We start from the raw sequence: 17,395 nt of genomic DNA on the forward strand, positions 1-17,395 counted from the left end.
GCGCACCGGTCTAACTGTTCCACGACGCCCGGTTTCGCGCGCAACCCATCACCACAACCCCCATCACCCCCACAACCCCATTCACCTCAAAACTGAATCGACAACCCCCCGTCCACTACCAACACGTGCCCGTTCACATACGACGCCGCCGGTGACGCCAGAAACACCGCCGCCCCGGCGATCTCCTCGGGCTCACCCCACCGCCCCGTCGGATTGCGCGCCGCAATACGAGGACCGAAATTCGGGTCCGCCACCATGGCCGCGTTCGTCTCTGTTGCGAACGTACCCGGCGCGATGGCGTTGCTGGTGATGTGGTGGCCGCCGAACTCCGCCGCCAATGCCCGCACCATGCCCGTCAGGCCCTGTTTGGCGGCGGGATAGACGGCGTCACCCGCGCGCGCCAGTTCGCCCACCACTGACGTGATGGCGATCAACCGGCCGCCGCCCTGGCGCATCATGCGCTCGGCGGCGAACTTCGCCAACAGCATGCCGGCCACCAGATCCGTATCGATCAATTCGCGGATCTCGGCGGGGCTGGTGTTGCGCAGCGTCTTGCGGTTGCGCGCGCCTACGTTGTTCACCAACACGTCCAGCCGGCCATGTTCGTCGTCAATACGCTGGAACGCGCGTTCCATGTCGGCGTCGTCGCTGACATCGAACGGCAAGGCATGCGCGTCCAAACCAGCGTCGGCCAGCTCGGCCACGGCCGCGTCCACGGACCCGGCGTTGCGGCCGTTGATCAGGACACGCGCGCCGCATCCGGCCAAGGCCCGCGCAATGCAAAAGCCCAGCCCGCGCGCGGACCCGGTCACCAGCGCGACCTGTCCGGTCAAGTCGAAGTTACGCAGATAAGGTAGTGTCGTCATCAGTGCTGTCCTGCTTCGTTCGTTCTCATTCCCTGAACTCCGGCGCCCAATGCAAAAGCCGCCGTTCCAGCCAGGTCACACAATAAACCAACACAATGCCCACGATGGACAGCAGCGTCACGGCCGCGAACATGTCGGTGGCGTTCAGCGTGGCCAGCGCGGTGATCATCAAGTACCCCATGCCCGTGGTGGACCCGACGAACTCGGCCAGCACCACGCCGATCAGCGCGAAGCTGATGGCATTGGGCAAGGCGGCGAACGTCCATGCCGCCGCGGTCGGGATGCGCACGCGCCACAGGATCTGGCGCGGCGAGCCGCCCAGCGTGCGGCAGAAGTCGACCAGTTCGCGTTCCACGCTGCGCCCGCCCTTGTAGGTGTTGAAGAACACCAGAAAGAACACCACGAACCACGAGGTCACCACCTTGGACGCCAGCCCCAGGCCGAAGAACATGGTGATGAGCGGCACGAAGGCGATGCGCGGCATGGAATTGAACGCCACGATAAAAGGGTTGAACACGTCGGCCAGAAAGCGGCTGCGGCTAAGCGTCATGCCGACGATGAAGCCGCTGCCCACGCCCACCACCAGCCCCACCATCGTGGCCTGCAAGGTCAGCCATAGATGCGGCCAGACCGAGCGCGGGCCGGGTTGCATCCATTCCCAAAGCCGCACCGCCACGCGCGACGGCTGGCTGATGAAGAAGGGGTCGAACAGGGTGTTCTGCGTGAACCAGGGGATGCGTGTCAGCGTTTCCCACGAGCCCAGGATGACGGCAAGAATCAGCACTTGCCACAAGGTGATGCGAACGCGGCGCTTGACGCCGGCGCGGCGGTCCAGCCGCAGCTGGTCCTGCAGCGAATCGGAAGTTTCAGTTGAAATCATGGTGCGAATCGGATCAGGCGGCGGCACGGAACTGCTGGCCCAGCACGCTCCAGAGGCTTTGCACGTGAGAGACGAACTGCGGCGTTTCGCGCAGCGTGAAGACGTCGCGCGGATGCGGAATGCGGATGCGCTCGTCCAGCAGCACGCGGCTGGGCGGGCCGGACAGCACCACCACGCGGTCAGACAGCAGAATGGCTTCGTCCAGGTCGTGCGTGACCATCACGATGGTCTGGCCCAGCTTGCGCCAGATCTCCATCAGTTCGCGATGCAGGTGCGTCTTGGTGTGCGTGTCCAGCGCGCCGAAGGGCTCGTCCAGCAGCAGGATGCGCGGCTCCACCGCCAGGCTCATCAAGAGCGCCACGCGCCGCCGCATGCCGCCCGATAGCTGATGCGGAAAGGCGTCGGCAAAGGCGCTCAAGTGGCCCAGTTCAAGCAGTTCGGCCACGCGGCGTTCGATCTTGTCGGCCGCCACGCCCTGGAACTTCAGCCCCAGCGCCACGTTCTTCTTGACGCTGAACCACGGCAGCAGCGTGTCTTTCTGAAAGATGTAGCCCAAGGCGGGCGGCACCTGCCCGTCGACTACCCGGCCGTCTACTTGGATCGTGCCCGTAGTGGGGCGCAGAAAGCCCGCGATCATGTTCAAGAGCGTGCTCTTGCCGCAGCCCGAGGGGCCCACGATGGAAACGAATTCGCCCGCCTCGACGGTCAGGCTGACCTCGCCCACCGCGTGCGTCGTGCCCTGGCGCGACTGGTACGCCTTGCCGACCTTGTCCAGCGTAATCATCAAAGGCCCCGCGCTTTGCGCACGAAGCTCATGTTCACGCACTTGGTGTAAGGCACGGTCTTGATCTCGTCGTTCGAGAACTGGCGGCCGTCGCCCATGATGGCCGTCATGCGGTTGTAGGCGTCTTCGGTGATGAGGTTGTCTTTCAAGAACACCGTGTCTTTGTAGACGCCCAGCGTCTTTTCGATGGCGGCGCGCGGAAAGGCGCTGAGGTAGTCGTCGTAGATCGCGTCGGTGACACCCGCGGCGCTGTTGGCGGTGATGAAGTCTTGTGCCTTGACCATGGCGGTGACAAAGGCTTGCACCACTTCCGGCCGTTTCTGGATGGTGTCTTCAAGCGTCAGCGCGGCAATGCCCGGCACGTCGCCGCCCATGAATTCATTCCATGAACTTTCCGTGGTGGCGTCGAAAATCGGCACGCCCCAGCCTTCCTGGCGGGCCTGTTCCATCATGGACATGGTGGCCATGCTGGCGGACACCGAACCTGTCTTCAGCGCGCCCAGCATCGTGGCCAGGTCACCCAGCGGGCGGATATCGACCTTGTCGGCCACGCCGGCCTTCTGCATCAGGTACAGCGCCATCAACCAGGTGCTGGACTGCGGTTGCGTGGCGCCCACGCGCTTGCCGGCCAGGTCCTTCAAGGACTTGATCTTGCCGCTGTCGAAGTCTTCGCGGCGCACGATGATGTTGGCGTAGGTTAGCTTGCGGTCAAAGCCGAACACCAGCGTGGCGGCCTTGCCGGCGATGGTGAGCGCGGGGGCGGCCGTGGCGGCGGTGGCGCCGAACACGATCTGGCCCGCCGCCAACAACTGGTTGGTGCGCGGGCCGCTTTGCGAATTCAGGTATTCGACGTCCAGCCCGCCTTCACCGAAGTAGCCTTTTTTCAACGCCACATAGCCCGCCGCGAAGAAGGGGTCGATGCTGCCTTGCCCGTAGGCCACGCGGCCCAGCTTGGGCTGGGCGAAGGCGATGCGCCCATCAAGCAGGCTGACGCCGGCCAAGGCCCCGGCGGCGGTCAGGATGCGGCGGCGGGCGGTGAAACGGGGGCTGTGGGTCATGTCGTCCTCGGTTGAGTTTGGGTGTTGCTGTTTTGGGTAGACGATAACGCAGGGGGTGGGGGGGCAACAATGGAAAACGCCCGGGGGGTGTGTGATGGGTTACGCGCGTTCTGCGGTTGGGTTCTTCTTTCCGGGTTTATCGCGCTTCACCCATCCTACGGGGTCTTTTTGGGGGCGGCTTTTTTGGCGGCGGTTTTCTTTACGGCGGCTTTTTTTACTGCCGTTTTCTTTACCGCGGCCTTCTTTGCCGGGGCCTTTTTCGCGGCCGTCTTTGTTGCCGTTTTGGTGGCGGTTTTGGACGGGGCGCGGCCGGGTTTTTCAGGACGCGGCTCGAACTCGAAGCCGATCTTTCCGTCGGGCTGACGCACCAGGAATGCCTTGAACTTGCGGTTGGTGCGGCTGGACACGAAGCCTTCAAGCAGGTCGGTGCGGCCGTTACCCAGCAGCTTGCCCATCTGTTCAGCCGAGATCTCCTGTTGCAGGATGACCTTGCCTGAACGGAAATCGCAGGTCTTTTCGGGGCCGACGGACTTTTCGCACACGTAGCTCATGCCGTGTTCGAACACGCGCGACTGGCACTTGGGGCAGGGGCCCACCGGCGTATGTCCGGAAAAGTCCACCGCTTCGGTATCGTCTTCGTCGTTCTGGCCGAAGTCGAATTCCAGCTTGTATTCGTCGCTGATGCGCAGGATGGCGGCAAACGGACGGCCCATCTTGCTGATGAAGCCTTGCAGCGGACCGATCTCGCGCTTGGCCAGCAGCTCTTCCACTTCCGGCAGTTCGAACGTGCGGCCACCCGGGTGCTTGCCAATCGAGAAGTCGCAGGCGGTGCAGGCGAAGCGGCGGTAGTTTTCCTTGACCACCGCGCCGCACTTGGGGCACGGCGTTTGCAGCGTGGCGTAGTCGCCCGGCACCGTGTCGCGCTCGTACTCCTTGGCGCGCTTGACGATCACTTGCGTCATCTGCGCGATTTCGCGCATGAAGGCTTCGCGGCCCAGGCCGCCCTGCTCGATCTGCTTGAGCTTGTGTTCCCACTCGCCCGTCAGTTCGGGCGAGGTCAGTTCGGTGACGTCCAGGCCCGACAGCAGCGTCATCAACTGGCGCGCCTTGGCGGTGGGCACCAGGTCGCGGCCTTCGCGGCGCAGGTAGACCTCGTTGAGCAGGCCTTCGATGATGGCGGCGCGCGTGGCCGGCGTACCCAGCCCGCGCTCGGACATGGCTTCGCGCAGTTCTTCGTCGTCCACCAGCTTGCCCGCGCCTTCCATGGCGGACAGCAAGGTGCCTTCGTTGAAGCGGGCGGGCGGCTTGGTCGACAGGCCGACGGCTTCGACGTCTTCGGTGCGCACGGTCTCGCCGTCGGCAACCGGCACCAGGTTGGCGTCTTCGCCCTGGGCTTCCTTGCCGTACACGGCCAGCCAGCCCGGGGTGACCAGCACCTTGCCGTCGGTGCGGAAGCGGTGCCCCTGCACTTCGGTCAGGCGGGTGGTGACGCGGTATTCGGCGGCCGGGAAGAACACGGCCAGAAAGCGCTTGAGCACCAGGTCGTACAGCTTGGCCTCGGCTTCGCTCAGGTCATGCGGGATTTGCAGCGTGGGGATGATGGCAAAGTGATCCGACACCTTCTTGTTGTCGAAGATGCGGCGGTTGGGCTTCACCCACTGCTGGCTGACGACGGTGCCCGCGTGGCGCGACAGGCCGCCCACGGCGTTCGAGCCGCCCGTGGCCAGCGCGCGCATCGTTTCCTGCACCGTGGTGATGTAGTCCTCGGGCAGGTAGCGCGAATCGGTACGCGGATAGGTCAGCGCCTTGTGGCGTTCGTACAGAGTCTGGGCCAGCGACAGCGTGGTCTTGGCCGAAAAGCCGAACCGGCCGTTGGCCTCGCGCTGCAACGACGTCAGGTCGTACAGGGCCGGCGACATCTGGGTCGACGGCTTGGATTCTTCAGTGACGTTGCCCGGCTGGTCGCGGCAGGCGGCCACCACGCTTTGCGCGGCGGCGGCCGACCACAGGCGCGATTCGCGCTTTTCCGGGTCACGGTCGTCTTTCTTGAACTGGGGGTCGACCCAGCGGCCTTCGTACAGGCCGGCGGCGGCGATGAAGGTGGCGCGCACTTCCCAGTAGTCGCGCGGCACGAAGCGGCGGATGCGCTCTTCACGCTCGGCCACGATGGCCAGCGTGGGCGTCTGCACGCGACCGACCGGCGTCTTGAAGAAGCCGCCGTCCTTGCTGTTGAAGGCGGTCATGGCGCGCGTGCCGTTGATGCCGACCAGCCAGTCGGCTTCGGCGCGCGAGCGGGCGGCCGCTTCCAGCGGCTTCAACTGGGAATCGTCGCGCAGGTTGGCGAAGGCTTCGCGGATGGCGGCCTGCGTCATCGACTGCAGCCACAGGCGCTGAATCGGCTTTTTCACGCCCGCATACTGAATGATGTAGCGGAAGATCAGTTCGCCCTCGCGTCCCGCGTCACAGGCGTTGATGATCGAATCCACGTCCTTGCGCTTGGCCAGGCGGACTAGCAGCTTCAGGCGTTCTGCCGATTTCTTGTCGGTGGGGCCCAGTTCGAATTCCGGCGGAATCACGGGCAGGTGCGTGAAGCTCCACTTTCCCTTGACCGGATCATTGGGCGCGACCAAGCTCAGCAGGTGGCCGATGCTGGACGCGAGTACGTAACGTTCGCTTTCAAAATAGTCGCCCTCGCGCGCAAAGCCTCCCAAGGCGCGTGATATATCAAGGGCCACCGAGGGCTTCTCGGCAATAATCAGCGTTTTATTCATGTGTATCCAGTGGCGGTAGTCCCGCCTTAGTAGCGCGGATAATAAGATCGGAGATTCGCCAGATGCAAGTCGGCACTGAAAGGCAAGCGGGATCCGAACTGCACGCTTGGCGTCAATTCTTGGCGCGAAGCACCCTGTGGCTAGGCGTTTTGCTGCTGGGCAGCGCTGCGATTTGCTGGGTCGCCGCCAACTGGCAGGACATGACAAAAGTGCAACGCTTTGCCGGCACGCAAGGCTTGCTGGCCATTTCGGCACTGGCCGCGGCCTGGGCCGGATTGCGCCTTCGTGGCAAGCCTGGCGTGCGACGCAGCGTCCCCGGCGCGCTTCTGGCTTTGGCCGGCATCTTGCTGGGCGCCTTGCTCGCGTTATTGGGTCAAACTTACCAGACTGGCGCCGATACCTGGGAATTGTTCGCCTGGTGGGCAGTTCTGCTGCTGCCCTGGGCATTGGCCTCGGCGAGTCAGGCCGTGTGGCTATTGTGGGCCCTGGTGCTGAACATGGCGGTTGCCCTGTGGCAGGGCGAGCGCGTCTTCACCTGGTACGCCATCTATGACGGCACGGGCCTGCCCAACCTGATCATGGCGGCCCTGAACCTGACTTTGCTGCTGGGCTGGGAATTGGCGGCACGCCGCTGGCGCGCCAGCACACTGATCGGCCCGCGCGTGTTGGCGGCCATTGCCATCAGCGCCTTGGTGCTGTCGCTGATGTTTGGCGACTTCATCCTGCGCGGGGTGGGTTCGCTGCACGGCATCGCCTGGCTGGCGGCAACGGTGGGGCTCGGCCTGTACTATCAGCGCGGCCGGCTGGACCTGGTCATTCTGGCCATGCTGGCGGCGGGCGTCATCTGCGTGTCGCTGCGGGTGGTGGGCGAATGGCTGCTGCGGCTGGAGCCCGGCGTGTGGGCCGCCCTGCCCCTGGCTGCCTTGCTGATGGCCGAAGCGGTGCTGGCGGCGCGCTGGCTGCGCAGGCTGGCGGCGGAACCGCAGGCACCCGTGGCCGCCGCGGATGCGGAACCGGCCTCGGCGTCGGCGGGCAATGCCGTCGAGCCGGGCGATTCCGGCGCCGCCGTGGCGCAACTGGCGCCCGTTGCCACGCCGCATGCCGAACCCCCCTGGTACGTGCAATGCCTGCTGGGCCTGAGCGCCTGGCTGGCGACCTTGCTGCTGCTGGTGTTCGTGGCGTTCTCGGGCATCGTGACGTCGGACGAAGGTGCGCTGGTGGCCGGGCTGGTGTTGTGCGGCGCGGGCGTGGCGGTATTGCGCAGCGACGCCGGCCCTTTCTGGCGCCAGTGCGGCACGGCGATGGCGTTCACCGGCCAGATCCTCATCATCTACGGCTTGTCCAGTTCTACGTCTTTCACCAGCGCCTGCTTCTTTGTGCTGTTGCTGGCGGCGGTGATCTACGCGCTGGGGCCTGACGTGATCCTGCGCTTTCTGTCAGGCCTGATGATCGCGGCGGCAGGCGCTGCCTTGATCTGGCGTGGCTTGTCGCCGGAGTTGATGCGCGACGACCTGCTGGACGCCTGGCTCTATTTCGACCCGGGGCGCGCCGGCTTTGTCTGGCTGCCCATCGCCGTCATCGGCGCCTGGGCCACTGCCGTCATCCTGACCTGGAGCCACCGCGTGGGCGGCAAGCGCGGCCACGCGCTCGAGCCGCTGGCCTGGGCCTTTTTGCTGTCCGTGCAGGGCATGGTGTGGTTGGCGGGCGGCGTCTCGGCCCTGCATCTGCCCGCCATGTGGCAACTGAACCCGCAAGGCGCTTTCCTGGTCGTGGCGGGCGCGCTGCTGCCGGCGGCGGCGGCCCTGTCGGTGCTATGGCCGCGCCGCCATGTGCTGACGGCCGGCGTGACCTGGGGCGTGCCGATCGCCCTGCTGGTGCTGGCGTTGTTCTGGTTGCCCAGCCCGGGCGTGGGGTTTGCGCTGGCCTGGCTGTTGCTGGGTTTTGGGCTGAACCAATTGCGCCTGGTCATTTTCGGGGTCTTGAGCCTACTGGCTTATCTGGGTGTCTATTACTACCAACTGGATGTGCCCTTGCTGCAAAAGGCCTTGTGGCTGGGCGGGGGCGCGCTGCTGCTGTTCGTGCTGCGCGGCCTGGTGTGGCTGGTGCCCAGGTTGATGCGTACGCAGGCGCCTCAACGGCGCGTGCCGTTGCCGCCGGTGTCGGCGCTGTTGCGCTGGCGCACGCTGGCCATCCTGGGCGGCCTGGCGCTGGTGCTGGTGGTGGCCAACGGCGGCATCTGGCAGCGCGAGAAGCTGCTGGCCACGGGCAAGGTGGTGATTCTGGAATTGGCGCCGGTCGACCCCCGGTCGTTGATGCAGGGCGACTACATGGCGCTGAACTTCGCGGCCAGCCGGGACATCACGCGTTTGCGGCTAAGCGCCGACCGCCCAGTGGACGATGACTCTGTTCTGGGCTTTGAGCCCGACGGCTACGTGATGCTGCAGGCCGATGCGCGCGGGATCGCCACGCCCCTGCGCATCCAGCCCGACGCGCAGCCGCATGCCGAGGACGAAGTGCCGCTGCGCTATCGCGTCCGCGATCGGGGCGTGCGTATCGTCACCAATGCCTATTTCTTTCCCGAAGGCCAGGCCAAGCGCTATGAGGTCGCGCGTTATGGCGAACTGCGCGTGGCTGAAAACGGTGAAGCGCTGCTGGTGCGGATGCTGGGCGAGGACTTGCAGCCGCTGTAGCGAATCAGCGGTTTGACGCGGCGTGCAGTGCGAGGGCAGAAGCGAGGACAGCGATTAGGACAGCGATTAGGCCAGCGACTGGGCCAGCGGAAAGCGCTGCGCCCATTGTGCGGCGGCCGTTCGAAGAAAGTCACCACGATCCGCCGCGGCGATGGGGCCGAACCCCAGGGCACGCCAGGCGTCGGCCAAGGCGGCCAGCGCGGCCATCGGCGTGCCGGTGTCGATGGCGGCGGCGCCATTCTGCTTGGACAGCTTCAAACCGCTGGCGGTGTCCAGGATCAGCGGCACGTGCAGATAGCGCAGCGGCGGCAAGCCCAGCAGGCGGCCCAGCACGCGCTGGCGCGCCGTGGAACTGAGCAAGTCCGCGCCCCGCACCACGTCCGTCACGCCCTGCTCGGCGTCGTCCACCACCACCGCCAGTTGATACGCCCACAGGCCGTCCGCGCGCCGCAAGGCGAAGTCACCCACGGCCGTGGCCACGTCCTGCTCCTGCGGGCCCAGCCATCGGTCTTCAAAGCGCTCGATGCCGTCGGGCACCCGCAAGCGCCAGGCGCGCGCTTGCCGGCCGGGCGGCAAGCCGTGGCGACAGGTGCCGGGATAGGGACGCTCTCCGTCGGCGCCCGGCGCGGTCTGGCCGCGCAGTGCGGAATCGGCGATTTCGCGCCGCGTGCAGCCGCAGCCGTAGATCAGGCCACGTGCGGCAAGCGTGTCAAAAGCGGATTGGTAAGCGGCGCTGCGTTGCGACTGCCACAGGACGTCGCCGTCCCAATGCAGGCCCAGCGCGTTCAACTGCGCCATGATGGTGTCGGCGGCGCCCGCGACGGTGCGGGGCGTGTCCACGTCTTCCATGCGCAGCAGCCAGCGCCCGCCGTGGGCGCGCGCGTCCAGCCAACTGGCCAGCGCGGCCACAAGCGAGCCCGCATGCAGCGGGCCGCTGGGGCTGGGGGCGAATCGGCCTACGTAGGTCACAGCAAAAGCAAGGGCCTGCGCGTCGGGTCAGTGCAACAGCCGCACGCCTTCTTCGTCCAGCAGCTCTTCCAGGACCAGGTTGTCGATCTCGGCTTCCTGGCTCCAGAGAACCATGAGGGCGATGATCTTGATCTTGGATAGCGGCACGGGCGTTTCGGGCGAAGCCAGGCCTCGGTCGATGACGATCTCACGCAGGGGCGCCGGCAGCACGCCGGCCGATTCCAGGAAGGCGATGAAGCCGATGGATTCGGTGCCGAGCTGGCTGTATTCGTTGTCGGTGTAGATCCGGGTTCCGGTGTTGGGCGCCTGAGCGAGGTCGACACATCGTTCGGTAGTCTCGGCCAGGCCATACAGCCAACCGAGAGCGTCGTCGATGTCTTCGTGCTCGAAACCGGCAGCGGCAAGCCGCTTAGCGAGCACATCGGCCGCAGGACAGGCTTGCGGCGTGTAGTAATTCTCGAACAGATAAACCAGGATATCGAACATATGGCGCAGTTTGTGCCTGTTTGCACAGTCGGCCCGCATATCGGCAGACCAGCAAACATGAATTTTACTTTACGCTGATTTATTTAGCCGGGCAACCGGCGAAAAGGCGGAATGTTGTATGGCGTCACCCTGTCGTTTGACGGCCCCCATTCTGCCCGTATTTGCTGACAAAATGCGTGATTGGACGAAAGAAAAGAGGGGCGGACTTAAGTGTCCGCCCCTCTTTTTTATCTTCTAGAAGATTGCAGCGGTCAGCGAGCCCTACGCCGGCTTGGCGTTGCGTTGCAGTTTCAATTCACCCAACTGGCGGATGAACACCGGTATGCAGACGGCCAGCCCGATCAAGCCGCTGGTCAGCCCCGGCAAGATGGTCAGCAAGGCGCCCAAGGTGCACAGCCAGCGTTCCCAGCTCTTCATCGTTACCAGCATGTAGCGCGAGAATGCCGCCGACAGCAGCACCAGGCCCACCATGCAGCCGAACAAGGTCACGAAGAACGCGTACCAGGTAAAGCCCTGCACCGAAATCAGCAGCGACGGCGAAAACACGAACACGAACGGCACGATCAGCTTGGTGATGCCCAGCCTGAATGCCGTGTTGCCGGTCTTGAACGGGTCGCTGCCCGCCATGCCCGCTGCCGCATACGCCGCCAGGGCCACCGGTGGCGTGATGTCCGCCAGAATGCCGAAATAGAACACGAAGAAGTGCGCCGCGATCGGCTGCACGCCCAACTGCACCAGCGTGGGCGCGGCCACCGCCACCATGATCAGATAATTGGCCGTGGTGGGAATGCCGCAGCCCATCAGGATGCAGACGATGCCCGTCATGATCAGCGCGGCCACCAGCGTCAGCGACTGCGTGTTGGCGATGGCTTCCGGGATCACCACCGATGCCACGCCCGCGATGGACTGCGCCGCCGAGATCACGATGTACGACACCTTGAAGCCCACGCCCGTCAGCGTGACCACGCCGATGACGATGCCCACGGTGCCGGCCGCGGCGCCCACGGCCAGCGCGTACTTGGCACCGGTTTCGAAGGCTTCGTAGAGGTCGCGCAGGCGCAGCCGCTGGAACGGATTCAGCAAGCCCACCACGATGCAGCCCGTAATGCCCGCGAACGCCGCCAGGTACGGCGTGCGGCCGCTGGCCAGTACACCGATCAGCAGGAACAGCGGGATCAAGGTGGGCCAGCGCATCTTGAGCGATTGCTTCAGTTTCGGCATTTCTTCGGCCGTCAGCCCGCGCAGCCCTTCACGCTTGGCCTCGAAGTGCACCTGCATGAACAGGCCGAAGAAGTACAGGAAGGCCGGGAAAACGCCGGCAATCGCAATCTGCTGGTAGGGAATGCCCAGGAATTCAATCATCAGGAACGCGGCCGCGCCCATGATGGGGGGCGTGATCTGTCCGCCCGTGCTGCTGGCGGCTTCGACGCCCGCCGCGAAATGCCGCGGGTAGCCGACGCGGATCATGGCGGGAATGGTCAGCGACCCGACCGTGACCGCGTTGGCCACCGACGAACCCGACAGCATGCCGAACATGGCCGAGCCGAACACCGACACCTTGGCGGGTCCGCCCGCGTAGCGGCCGGCAATCGTCGAGGCCACGTCCAGGAACAACTGGCCCAGCCCGATACGGGTGGCCAGCACGCCGAACAGCACGAAGTGGAACACGTAGGTGGCCACCACGCCGACCGCCACGCCGTACACGCCCTGGCTGGTCAGGTACATGTGGTTGACGATCTGGGACCAGGTGTTGCCGGCGTGCTGCAGCAGGCCGGGGAAGTACTGGCCGAACATGGCGTAGGCCATGAACACGATGGCGATGATTGGCAAGGGCCAGCCCATGGCGCGGCGCGTGGCTTCCAGCAGGCCGATCAGGAGGATCGACCCCATGAACACGTCGATGGGCAGTGGATTGCCCACGCGGAACGCCAGGTCTTCGAAGATGTACGGGATGTACATCACCGACAGCGCCAGCGCCACGGCAATGATCCAGTCATACAGCGGGATGCCGCCCGGCGCGTACCAGGTGGACTTCGGCTCGCGCTTGTAGTGCGACTTTGAAAAGCCGAACACCAGGAAAATCAGGCTGAGCACAAAGGCAAGGTGCACGCCGCGATGGGTGGCTTCGCGCAAGAGGCCAAAGCCGGCGGTGTAGTAGTGAAAGATCGAGAGCGTGACCAGCAGGCCGGAAACGATCCAGGTGGCGGTCTTGTCCAGGGGCCGGAAGCGGATTTCGGAATCGTACTTTTCCGCTAGTTGCTGGGTCTTTTCGTGGTCTATTTCCATCGACGTATTTCTCAGGTGAATCCGCAAACAGGGCCGCACTAGGCGGCCCTGCGCAATGCCGGCGCACCACCGGGGTGACCCGGCGCGCCGGCGTATCGCCGGTTGGAGATCGGCTTGGGCTTACTTCAGCAGGCCGATTTCCTTGTAGAACTTCTCGGCGCCCGGGTGGAACGGGATGCCGGCGCCCTTGATGGCGTTCTCGCGCGTGATGAGCTTGCCCTTGGCGTGGCCGTTGTCCAGCGTCTTGCGCGTGGCGTCGCTGTACAGCGCCTTGGTGACGTCGTACACCACTTGTTCGGACTGCTTGGCCGATGTGACCATTTGCGCGTTGACCGAGATGGTCTTCACTTCGCCCACGTTCTGGTAGGTGTTGGCGGCGATGGTGTCGGGCGTGAAGAATTCCTGCTTGGCGCGCAGGGCGTCGATTTCCGGGCCGACCAGCGACACGATCTCGATGCCCGCGCCGCTCGAGGCCAGTTCGGCGATGGCGCCGGCCGGTGCCCCGCCCACGAAGAAGAACGCATCCAGGCCGCCGTCCTTGAGCTTGTCGCCGGCTTGGTTGGGCTTCAGGTATTCGGCCTTGATGTCCTTGTCGGTCATGCCGTAGGCGCCCAGGATCAGACGCACATCAACCAGCGTGCCCGAGCCCGGTTCATCCATGGACACGCGTTTGCCCTTCAGATCGGCCACGCTCTTGATGCCCGCGCCCTTGCGCGTCACCAGGTGGATGCTTTCCGGGTACAGCGTGGAGATCAGGCGCAGGTCTTGCGCCTTGGGCTTGCCTTCGAAGGTGCCCGTGCCGCTGTAGGCCCAGTAGGCCACGTCCGACTGCGTGAAACCGGCTTCAAACGAGCCGCCCAGAATGCCGTTGATGTTGGCCACCGAACCGTTGGACGCCACCGCCGTGGCGACCAGCTTGCCCGGCTGCGACACGGCGTTGGCGATGATGCCGCCGATGGGGTAGTACGTGCCGGCCGTGCCGCCCGTGCCGATGCGGAAGAACTGTTGGGCCTGTGCGGAACCCACGGTGCCGACGGCGGCAACCGCGACGGTCAGGGCGGTGATCCAGTGTTTGAGTTTCATGTGTGCTTCTCCGGGTGTTGTTGGGTAGGGTTCGTGTGACGAAAATCGTCTTGTCATTCCTGCGCTTGGCGGTTCAGGAAAAGCGCCGCCTTGGCGCAGAAATGGGCCTCCCCTTGGGGGCCGTTTTCATGTTGAAATTCTGGCATGAGGGGGGTGCGTAGCCAATGGTTACGGAGCTATCGTTTACCTGGGGGTCAATGAACCCTTTGGTTATGGCTGCTCGTGCTTTGGTTATGGAGTCCTGCCCCCACGGTTACATCCCACGCGCTGTCAATAACGGAGTACCCCCGATGTCCCAGGAAGTCATACGCGGCATAGCGCTGCCCCCGGCCGCGCAACCCGGCGATCCCTTGGCCCGCGTCGACACCCCCAGCCTGGTGCTGGACCTGGCGCCGTTCGAGGCCAACCTGCGCGCCATGCAGGCCTGGGCCGACCGCCATGACGTGGCCCTGCGCCCGCACGCCAAGGCGCATAAATGCCCAGAGATTGCCCTGCGCCAACTGGCGCTGGGCGCACGCGGCATCTGCTGCCAGAAAGTCAGCGAAGCCCTGCCCTTCGTGGCCGCCGGCATCCATGACATCCATATCAGCAACGAAGTGGTCGGGCCGGCCAAGCTGGCCTTGCTGGGCCAATTGGCGCGCATCGCCAAGATGAGCGTCTGCGTGGACAACGCCAAGAATCTGGCGGACATTTCCCAAGCCATGGTGCATGCCGGCGCCGAGATCGACGTGCTGGTGGAAGTTGACGTCGGCCAAGGCCGCTGCGGCGTGTCTGACGACGCCTTGGTGCTGGCGCTGGCGCAGCAGGCGCGCGACCTGCCCGGTGTGAACTTCGTGGGTTTGCAGGCCTATCACGGCTCGGTGCAGCACGCCCGCACGCGCGAAGAACGCGCCCAGGTGTGCCGCCAGGCGGCGCGGATTGCGGCGTCCCACGCGCAACTGCTGCGCGAAAGCGGCATCGCCTGCGACGTCATCACGGGCGGCGGCACGGGCAGCGCGGAATTCGACGCGGCAAGCGGCGTCTATACGGAGCTGCAGGCCGGGTCCTATGCCTTCATGGACGGCGATTACGGCGCCAATGAATGGGACGGACCGCTCCGCTTCCAGAACAGCCTGTTCGTGCTGTCCACCGTGATGAGCGTGCCCGCGCCCGAGCGCGTGATCCTGGATGCGGGCCTGAAATCCACCACCGCCGAATGCGGCCCGCCCGCGGTCTTCGGCTTGGACGGCCTGACCTATGCCGCCATCAACGACGAACACGGCGTGGTGAGCGTGGCGCCCGGCGCGCAGGCGCCCGCGCTGGGTGATGTGCTGCGGCTGGTGCCCTCGCATGTGGACCCGACGTTCAATTTGCATGACGGCCTGGTGGTGGTGCGCGACGGCGTGGTGCAAGACATCTGGGAAATCGCGGCGCGCGGCTTTTCGCGCTGACGGTCGCCGCATGAGGTAAATGTTCGGCGTTCAACGCCGCCCAGCCATTCACAGGTTCGTCATCCCCAGGAATTGGCGCAGTTCCGGGGTGGCGGGCGCCGTGAACAATTCCTCCGGCGGGCCAATCTCATGCACGCGGCCCTGATGCATGAAGACGACGCGGTTGCACACTTCGCGCGCAAAGCGCATTTCGTGCGTGACCATCAGCAGCGTCATGCCGTCGGCGGCCAGTTCGCGCACCACCGCCAGCACTTCGTTGACCAGTTCGGGGTCCAGCGCCGACGTGATTTCATCGCACAACAAGGCCAGGGGCTGCATCGCCAGCGCGCGGGCAATCGCCACGCGCTGCTGCTGCCCGCCCGACAGTTCCTCGGGCCAGGCATCGAACTTGTGCGCCAGCCCCACGCGCGTCAGCATGGCGCGCGCCATGTCGGCCGCTTCCGCTTCCGGCATGCGCTTGGCCACCATGGGCGACAGCATCACGTTGCGCCCCACCGTCAGGTGCGGGAACAGGTTGAATTGCTGAAAGATCATGCCCACCTTTAGCCGCAGCGCGCGCAGCCGCAGTTCATCGTCGCCCAGTTGCGCGTCGGCCACCATGATGGCGCCGCCGTCAATCTGTTCCAGCCCGTTCACGCAACGCAACAGCGTGCTCTTGCCCGAGCCGCTCTTGCCGATGATGGCGATGACCTCACCGGGTTCGACGCGCAGCGTCACCCCCTTCAGGACTTCGTTGTCGCCGAATTTCTTGCGGACGTCTTCAAGGGCGATGAGGGGCATGCAACTTCCTTTCCAGCCGGAGGCTAAGGCGCGACAGGGGCCAGCACAGCGCGAAGTAGATCAGCGCGGCGCAGGCATAGACGGTGAAGGGACTGAACGTGGCGTTGGTGATCACCGTGCTGGCCTTGGACAGCTCGGTGAACCCGATGATGGAGGTCAGCGCGGTGCTCTTGACGATCTGCACCGCGAAGCCGACGGTGGGCGCAATGGCAATGCGCAGCGCCTGCGGCAGTACCACGTAGCGCATCTGCTGCACGTAGCCCAGCGCCAGGCTGGCGGACGCTTCCCATTGGCCTTTTGGAATCGCTTCCACGCAGCCGCGCCAGATCTCGGCCAGGAACGCGCCCGACCATAGCGTCAGCGCCGCGCCCGCGGCCAGCCACGGCGGCACTTCCAGGCCCAGCAGCGACAGGCCGAAGAACGCCAGGAACAGCTGCATCAGCAGCGGCGTGCCCTGGAACAGTTCGATGTAAGCCCAACTGGCCCGCCGCATCAGCGCCACGCGCGACGTGCGCATCATCAGCGCCAGCACGCCCATCAGCGCGCCGCCCGCGAACGCCACCAGCGACAGCACTATCGTCCAGCGCGCGGCCAGCAGCAGGTTGCGGACGATGTCCCACATTGAAAATTCAATCATCGCGCCGCCTTGCGAAACAGACGCCTGCCGGTCATGCGCAGCAATTGGCGCAAGATGATGGCCAGGGCCAGATAGATGCCGGTGGTGACCAGATACACCTCGAACGCGCGGAAGTTGCGCGACTGGATGAAGTTGGCGGCAAAGGTCAGGTCTTCAGCGGCAATCTGCGAACACACCGCCGAGCCCAGCATCACGATCACGATCTGCGACGACAACGCGGGCCAGATGCGTTGCAACGCGGGCTTCAGCACCACGTGCCGGAACACCTGAAAGCGCGTCATCGCCAGGCTGGCGCCGGCTTCGTACTGCCCTTTGGGCGTGGCATCGATACCTGCGCGGATGATCTCGGTGCTGTAGGCGCCCAGGTTCAAGGCCATCGCCAGGCAGGCGGCCTGCATTTCGCCCAGTTGTATGCCCAAGGAAGGCAAGCCGAAGAAGACGAAGAACAACTGGATCAGAAACGGCGTGTTGCGTATGACCTCGACATAGGCCGTGACAGGGGCGCGCAGCGCGCGTGGTCCCTGCGTGCGAATCCACGCGCAGGCAATGCCTAGCGCCACGCCCGCCACCGCGCCGAAGGCAATCAGCTCGACCGTGACGCCGATGCCCTTGATGAGCACCGGCGTGTAGTCGAACACCGACGCGAAGTCGTATTGATAAGCCATGATGGCCGCC

14 protein-coding genes are annotated in these 17,395 nt (G+C 65.1%); 2 read left to right on the forward strand and 12 right to left on the reverse strand.

All coding sequences use genetic code 11. The features are described from left to right. Positions 1-86: 86 nt before the first annotated feature. The 5 genes from P8T11_RS20175 to P8T11_RS20195 all read right to left on the reverse strand — a co-directional run bounded on the left by P8T11_RS20175 (position 87) and on the right by P8T11_RS20195 (position 6,359). Positions 87-866 (reverse strand): SDR family oxidoreductase, encoded by a 780-nt coding sequence (locus P8T11_RS20175; RefSeq protein ID WP_268080370.1) that lies wholly within the window; start codon positions 864-866, stop codon positions 87-89. Positions 867-891: 25 nt separating this feature from the next. Beyond that, positions 892-1,746, reverse strand: coding sequence for an ABC transporter permease (locus P8T11_RS20180; protein ID WP_050447469.1), 855 nt, complete (start codon positions 1,744-1,746; stop codon positions 892-894). 13 nt (positions 1,747-1,759) lie between these two features. Next, positions 1,760-2,530, reverse strand: a complete 771-nt coding sequence (locus P8T11_RS20185; protein ID WP_268080369.1) for an ABC transporter ATP-binding protein — start codon at positions 2,528-2,530, stop codon at positions 1,760-1,762. Next, the gene (locus P8T11_RS20190) at positions 2,530-3,588 is read right to left on the reverse strand and encodes an ABC transporter substrate-binding protein (RefSeq protein ID WP_268080368.1); all 1,059 of its coding nucleotides are present in this window, start codon (positions 3,586-3,588) and stop codon (positions 2,530-2,532) included. Before P8T11_RS20190 ends, P8T11_RS20185 begins: the two co-directional genes overlap by 1 nt. A 155-nt stretch (positions 3,589-3,743) precedes the next feature. Next, positions 3,744-6,359 (reverse strand): DNA topoisomerase III, encoded by a 2,616-nt coding sequence (locus P8T11_RS20195; protein ID WP_268080367.1) that lies wholly within the window; start codon positions 6,357-6,359, stop codon positions 3,744-3,746. Positions 6,360-6,421: 62 nt separating this feature from the next. On the opposite strand from P8T11_RS20195, the gene P8T11_RS20200 reads away from it, so the two are divergent. Then, on the forward strand, positions 6,422-9,049 hold the full coding sequence (locus tag P8T11_RS20200; RefSeq protein ID WP_268080366.1) for a GDYXXLXY domain-containing protein: 2,628 nt from the start codon (positions 6,422-6,424) through the stop codon (positions 9,047-9,049). Between the two features lie 66 nt (positions 9,050-9,115). Here P8T11_RS20200 and gluQRS read toward each other — a convergent pair whose 3' ends face one another. From gluQRS to P8T11_RS20220, 4 genes are all read right to left on the reverse strand, one after another. Next, complete coding sequence (gluQRS, locus tag P8T11_RS20205) at positions 9,116-10,018, reverse strand: tRNA glutamyl-Q(34) synthetase GluQRS (protein WP_268080365.1); 903 nt, start codon at positions 10,016-10,018, stop codon at positions 9,116-9,118. Between the two features lie 27 nt (positions 10,019-10,045). Beyond that, a complete protein-coding gene (locus P8T11_RS20210; RefSeq protein WP_050447430.1) occupies positions 10,046-10,504 on the reverse strand; it encodes a DUF494 family protein in 459 nt (152 codons plus the stop codon). Positions 10,505-10,765: 261 nt separating this feature from the next. Beyond that, positions 10,766-12,790, reverse strand: coding sequence for a TRAP transporter permease (locus P8T11_RS20215; protein ID WP_268080364.1), 2,025 nt, complete (start codon positions 12,788-12,790; stop codon positions 10,766-10,768). 120 nt (positions 12,791-12,910) lie between these two features. Then, on the reverse strand, positions 12,911-13,873 hold the full coding sequence (locus P8T11_RS20220; RefSeq protein ID WP_268080363.1) for a TAXI family TRAP transporter solute-binding subunit: 963 nt from the start codon (positions 13,871-13,873) through the stop codon (positions 12,911-12,913). 290 nt (positions 13,874-14,163) lie between these two features. Between P8T11_RS20220 and P8T11_RS20225 the strand changes: the two genes are divergently transcribed. Beyond that, positions 14,164-15,303, forward strand: a complete 1,140-nt coding sequence (locus P8T11_RS20225) for a DSD1 family PLP-dependent enzyme (protein ID WP_268080361.1) — start codon at positions 14,164-14,166, stop codon at positions 15,301-15,303. 48 nt (positions 15,304-15,351) lie between these two features. Here P8T11_RS20225 and P8T11_RS20230 read toward each other — a convergent pair whose 3' ends face one another. From P8T11_RS20230 to P8T11_RS20240, 3 genes are read right to left on the reverse strand one after another with little or no spacing between them, the layout of a single operon-like run. Continuing rightward, positions 15,352-16,083 (reverse strand): amino acid ABC transporter ATP-binding protein, encoded by a 732-nt coding sequence (locus P8T11_RS20230; protein ID WP_050447434.1) that lies wholly within the window; start codon positions 16,081-16,083, stop codon positions 15,352-15,354. Beyond that, on the reverse strand, positions 16,064-16,720 hold the full coding sequence (locus P8T11_RS20235) for an amino acid ABC transporter permease (protein ID WP_050447435.1): 657 nt from the start codon (positions 16,718-16,720) through the stop codon (positions 16,064-16,066). The genes P8T11_RS20230 and P8T11_RS20235 overlap by 20 nt, the downstream gene beginning before the upstream one ends. Beyond that, positions 16,717-17,385, reverse strand: a complete 669-nt coding sequence (locus P8T11_RS20240) for an amino acid ABC transporter permease (RefSeq protein ID WP_268080360.1) — start codon at positions 17,383-17,385, stop codon at positions 16,717-16,719. The genes P8T11_RS20235 and P8T11_RS20240 overlap by 4 nt, the downstream gene beginning before the upstream one ends. Between the last annotated feature and the right edge of the window lie 10 nt (positions 17,386-17,395).

Origin of the sequence: Achromobacter spanius, assembly GCF_029637605.1 — a bacterium.
Lineage (GTDB): Bacteria > Pseudomonadota > Gammaproteobacteria > Burkholderiales > Burkholderiaceae_B > Achromobacter > Achromobacter spanius_E.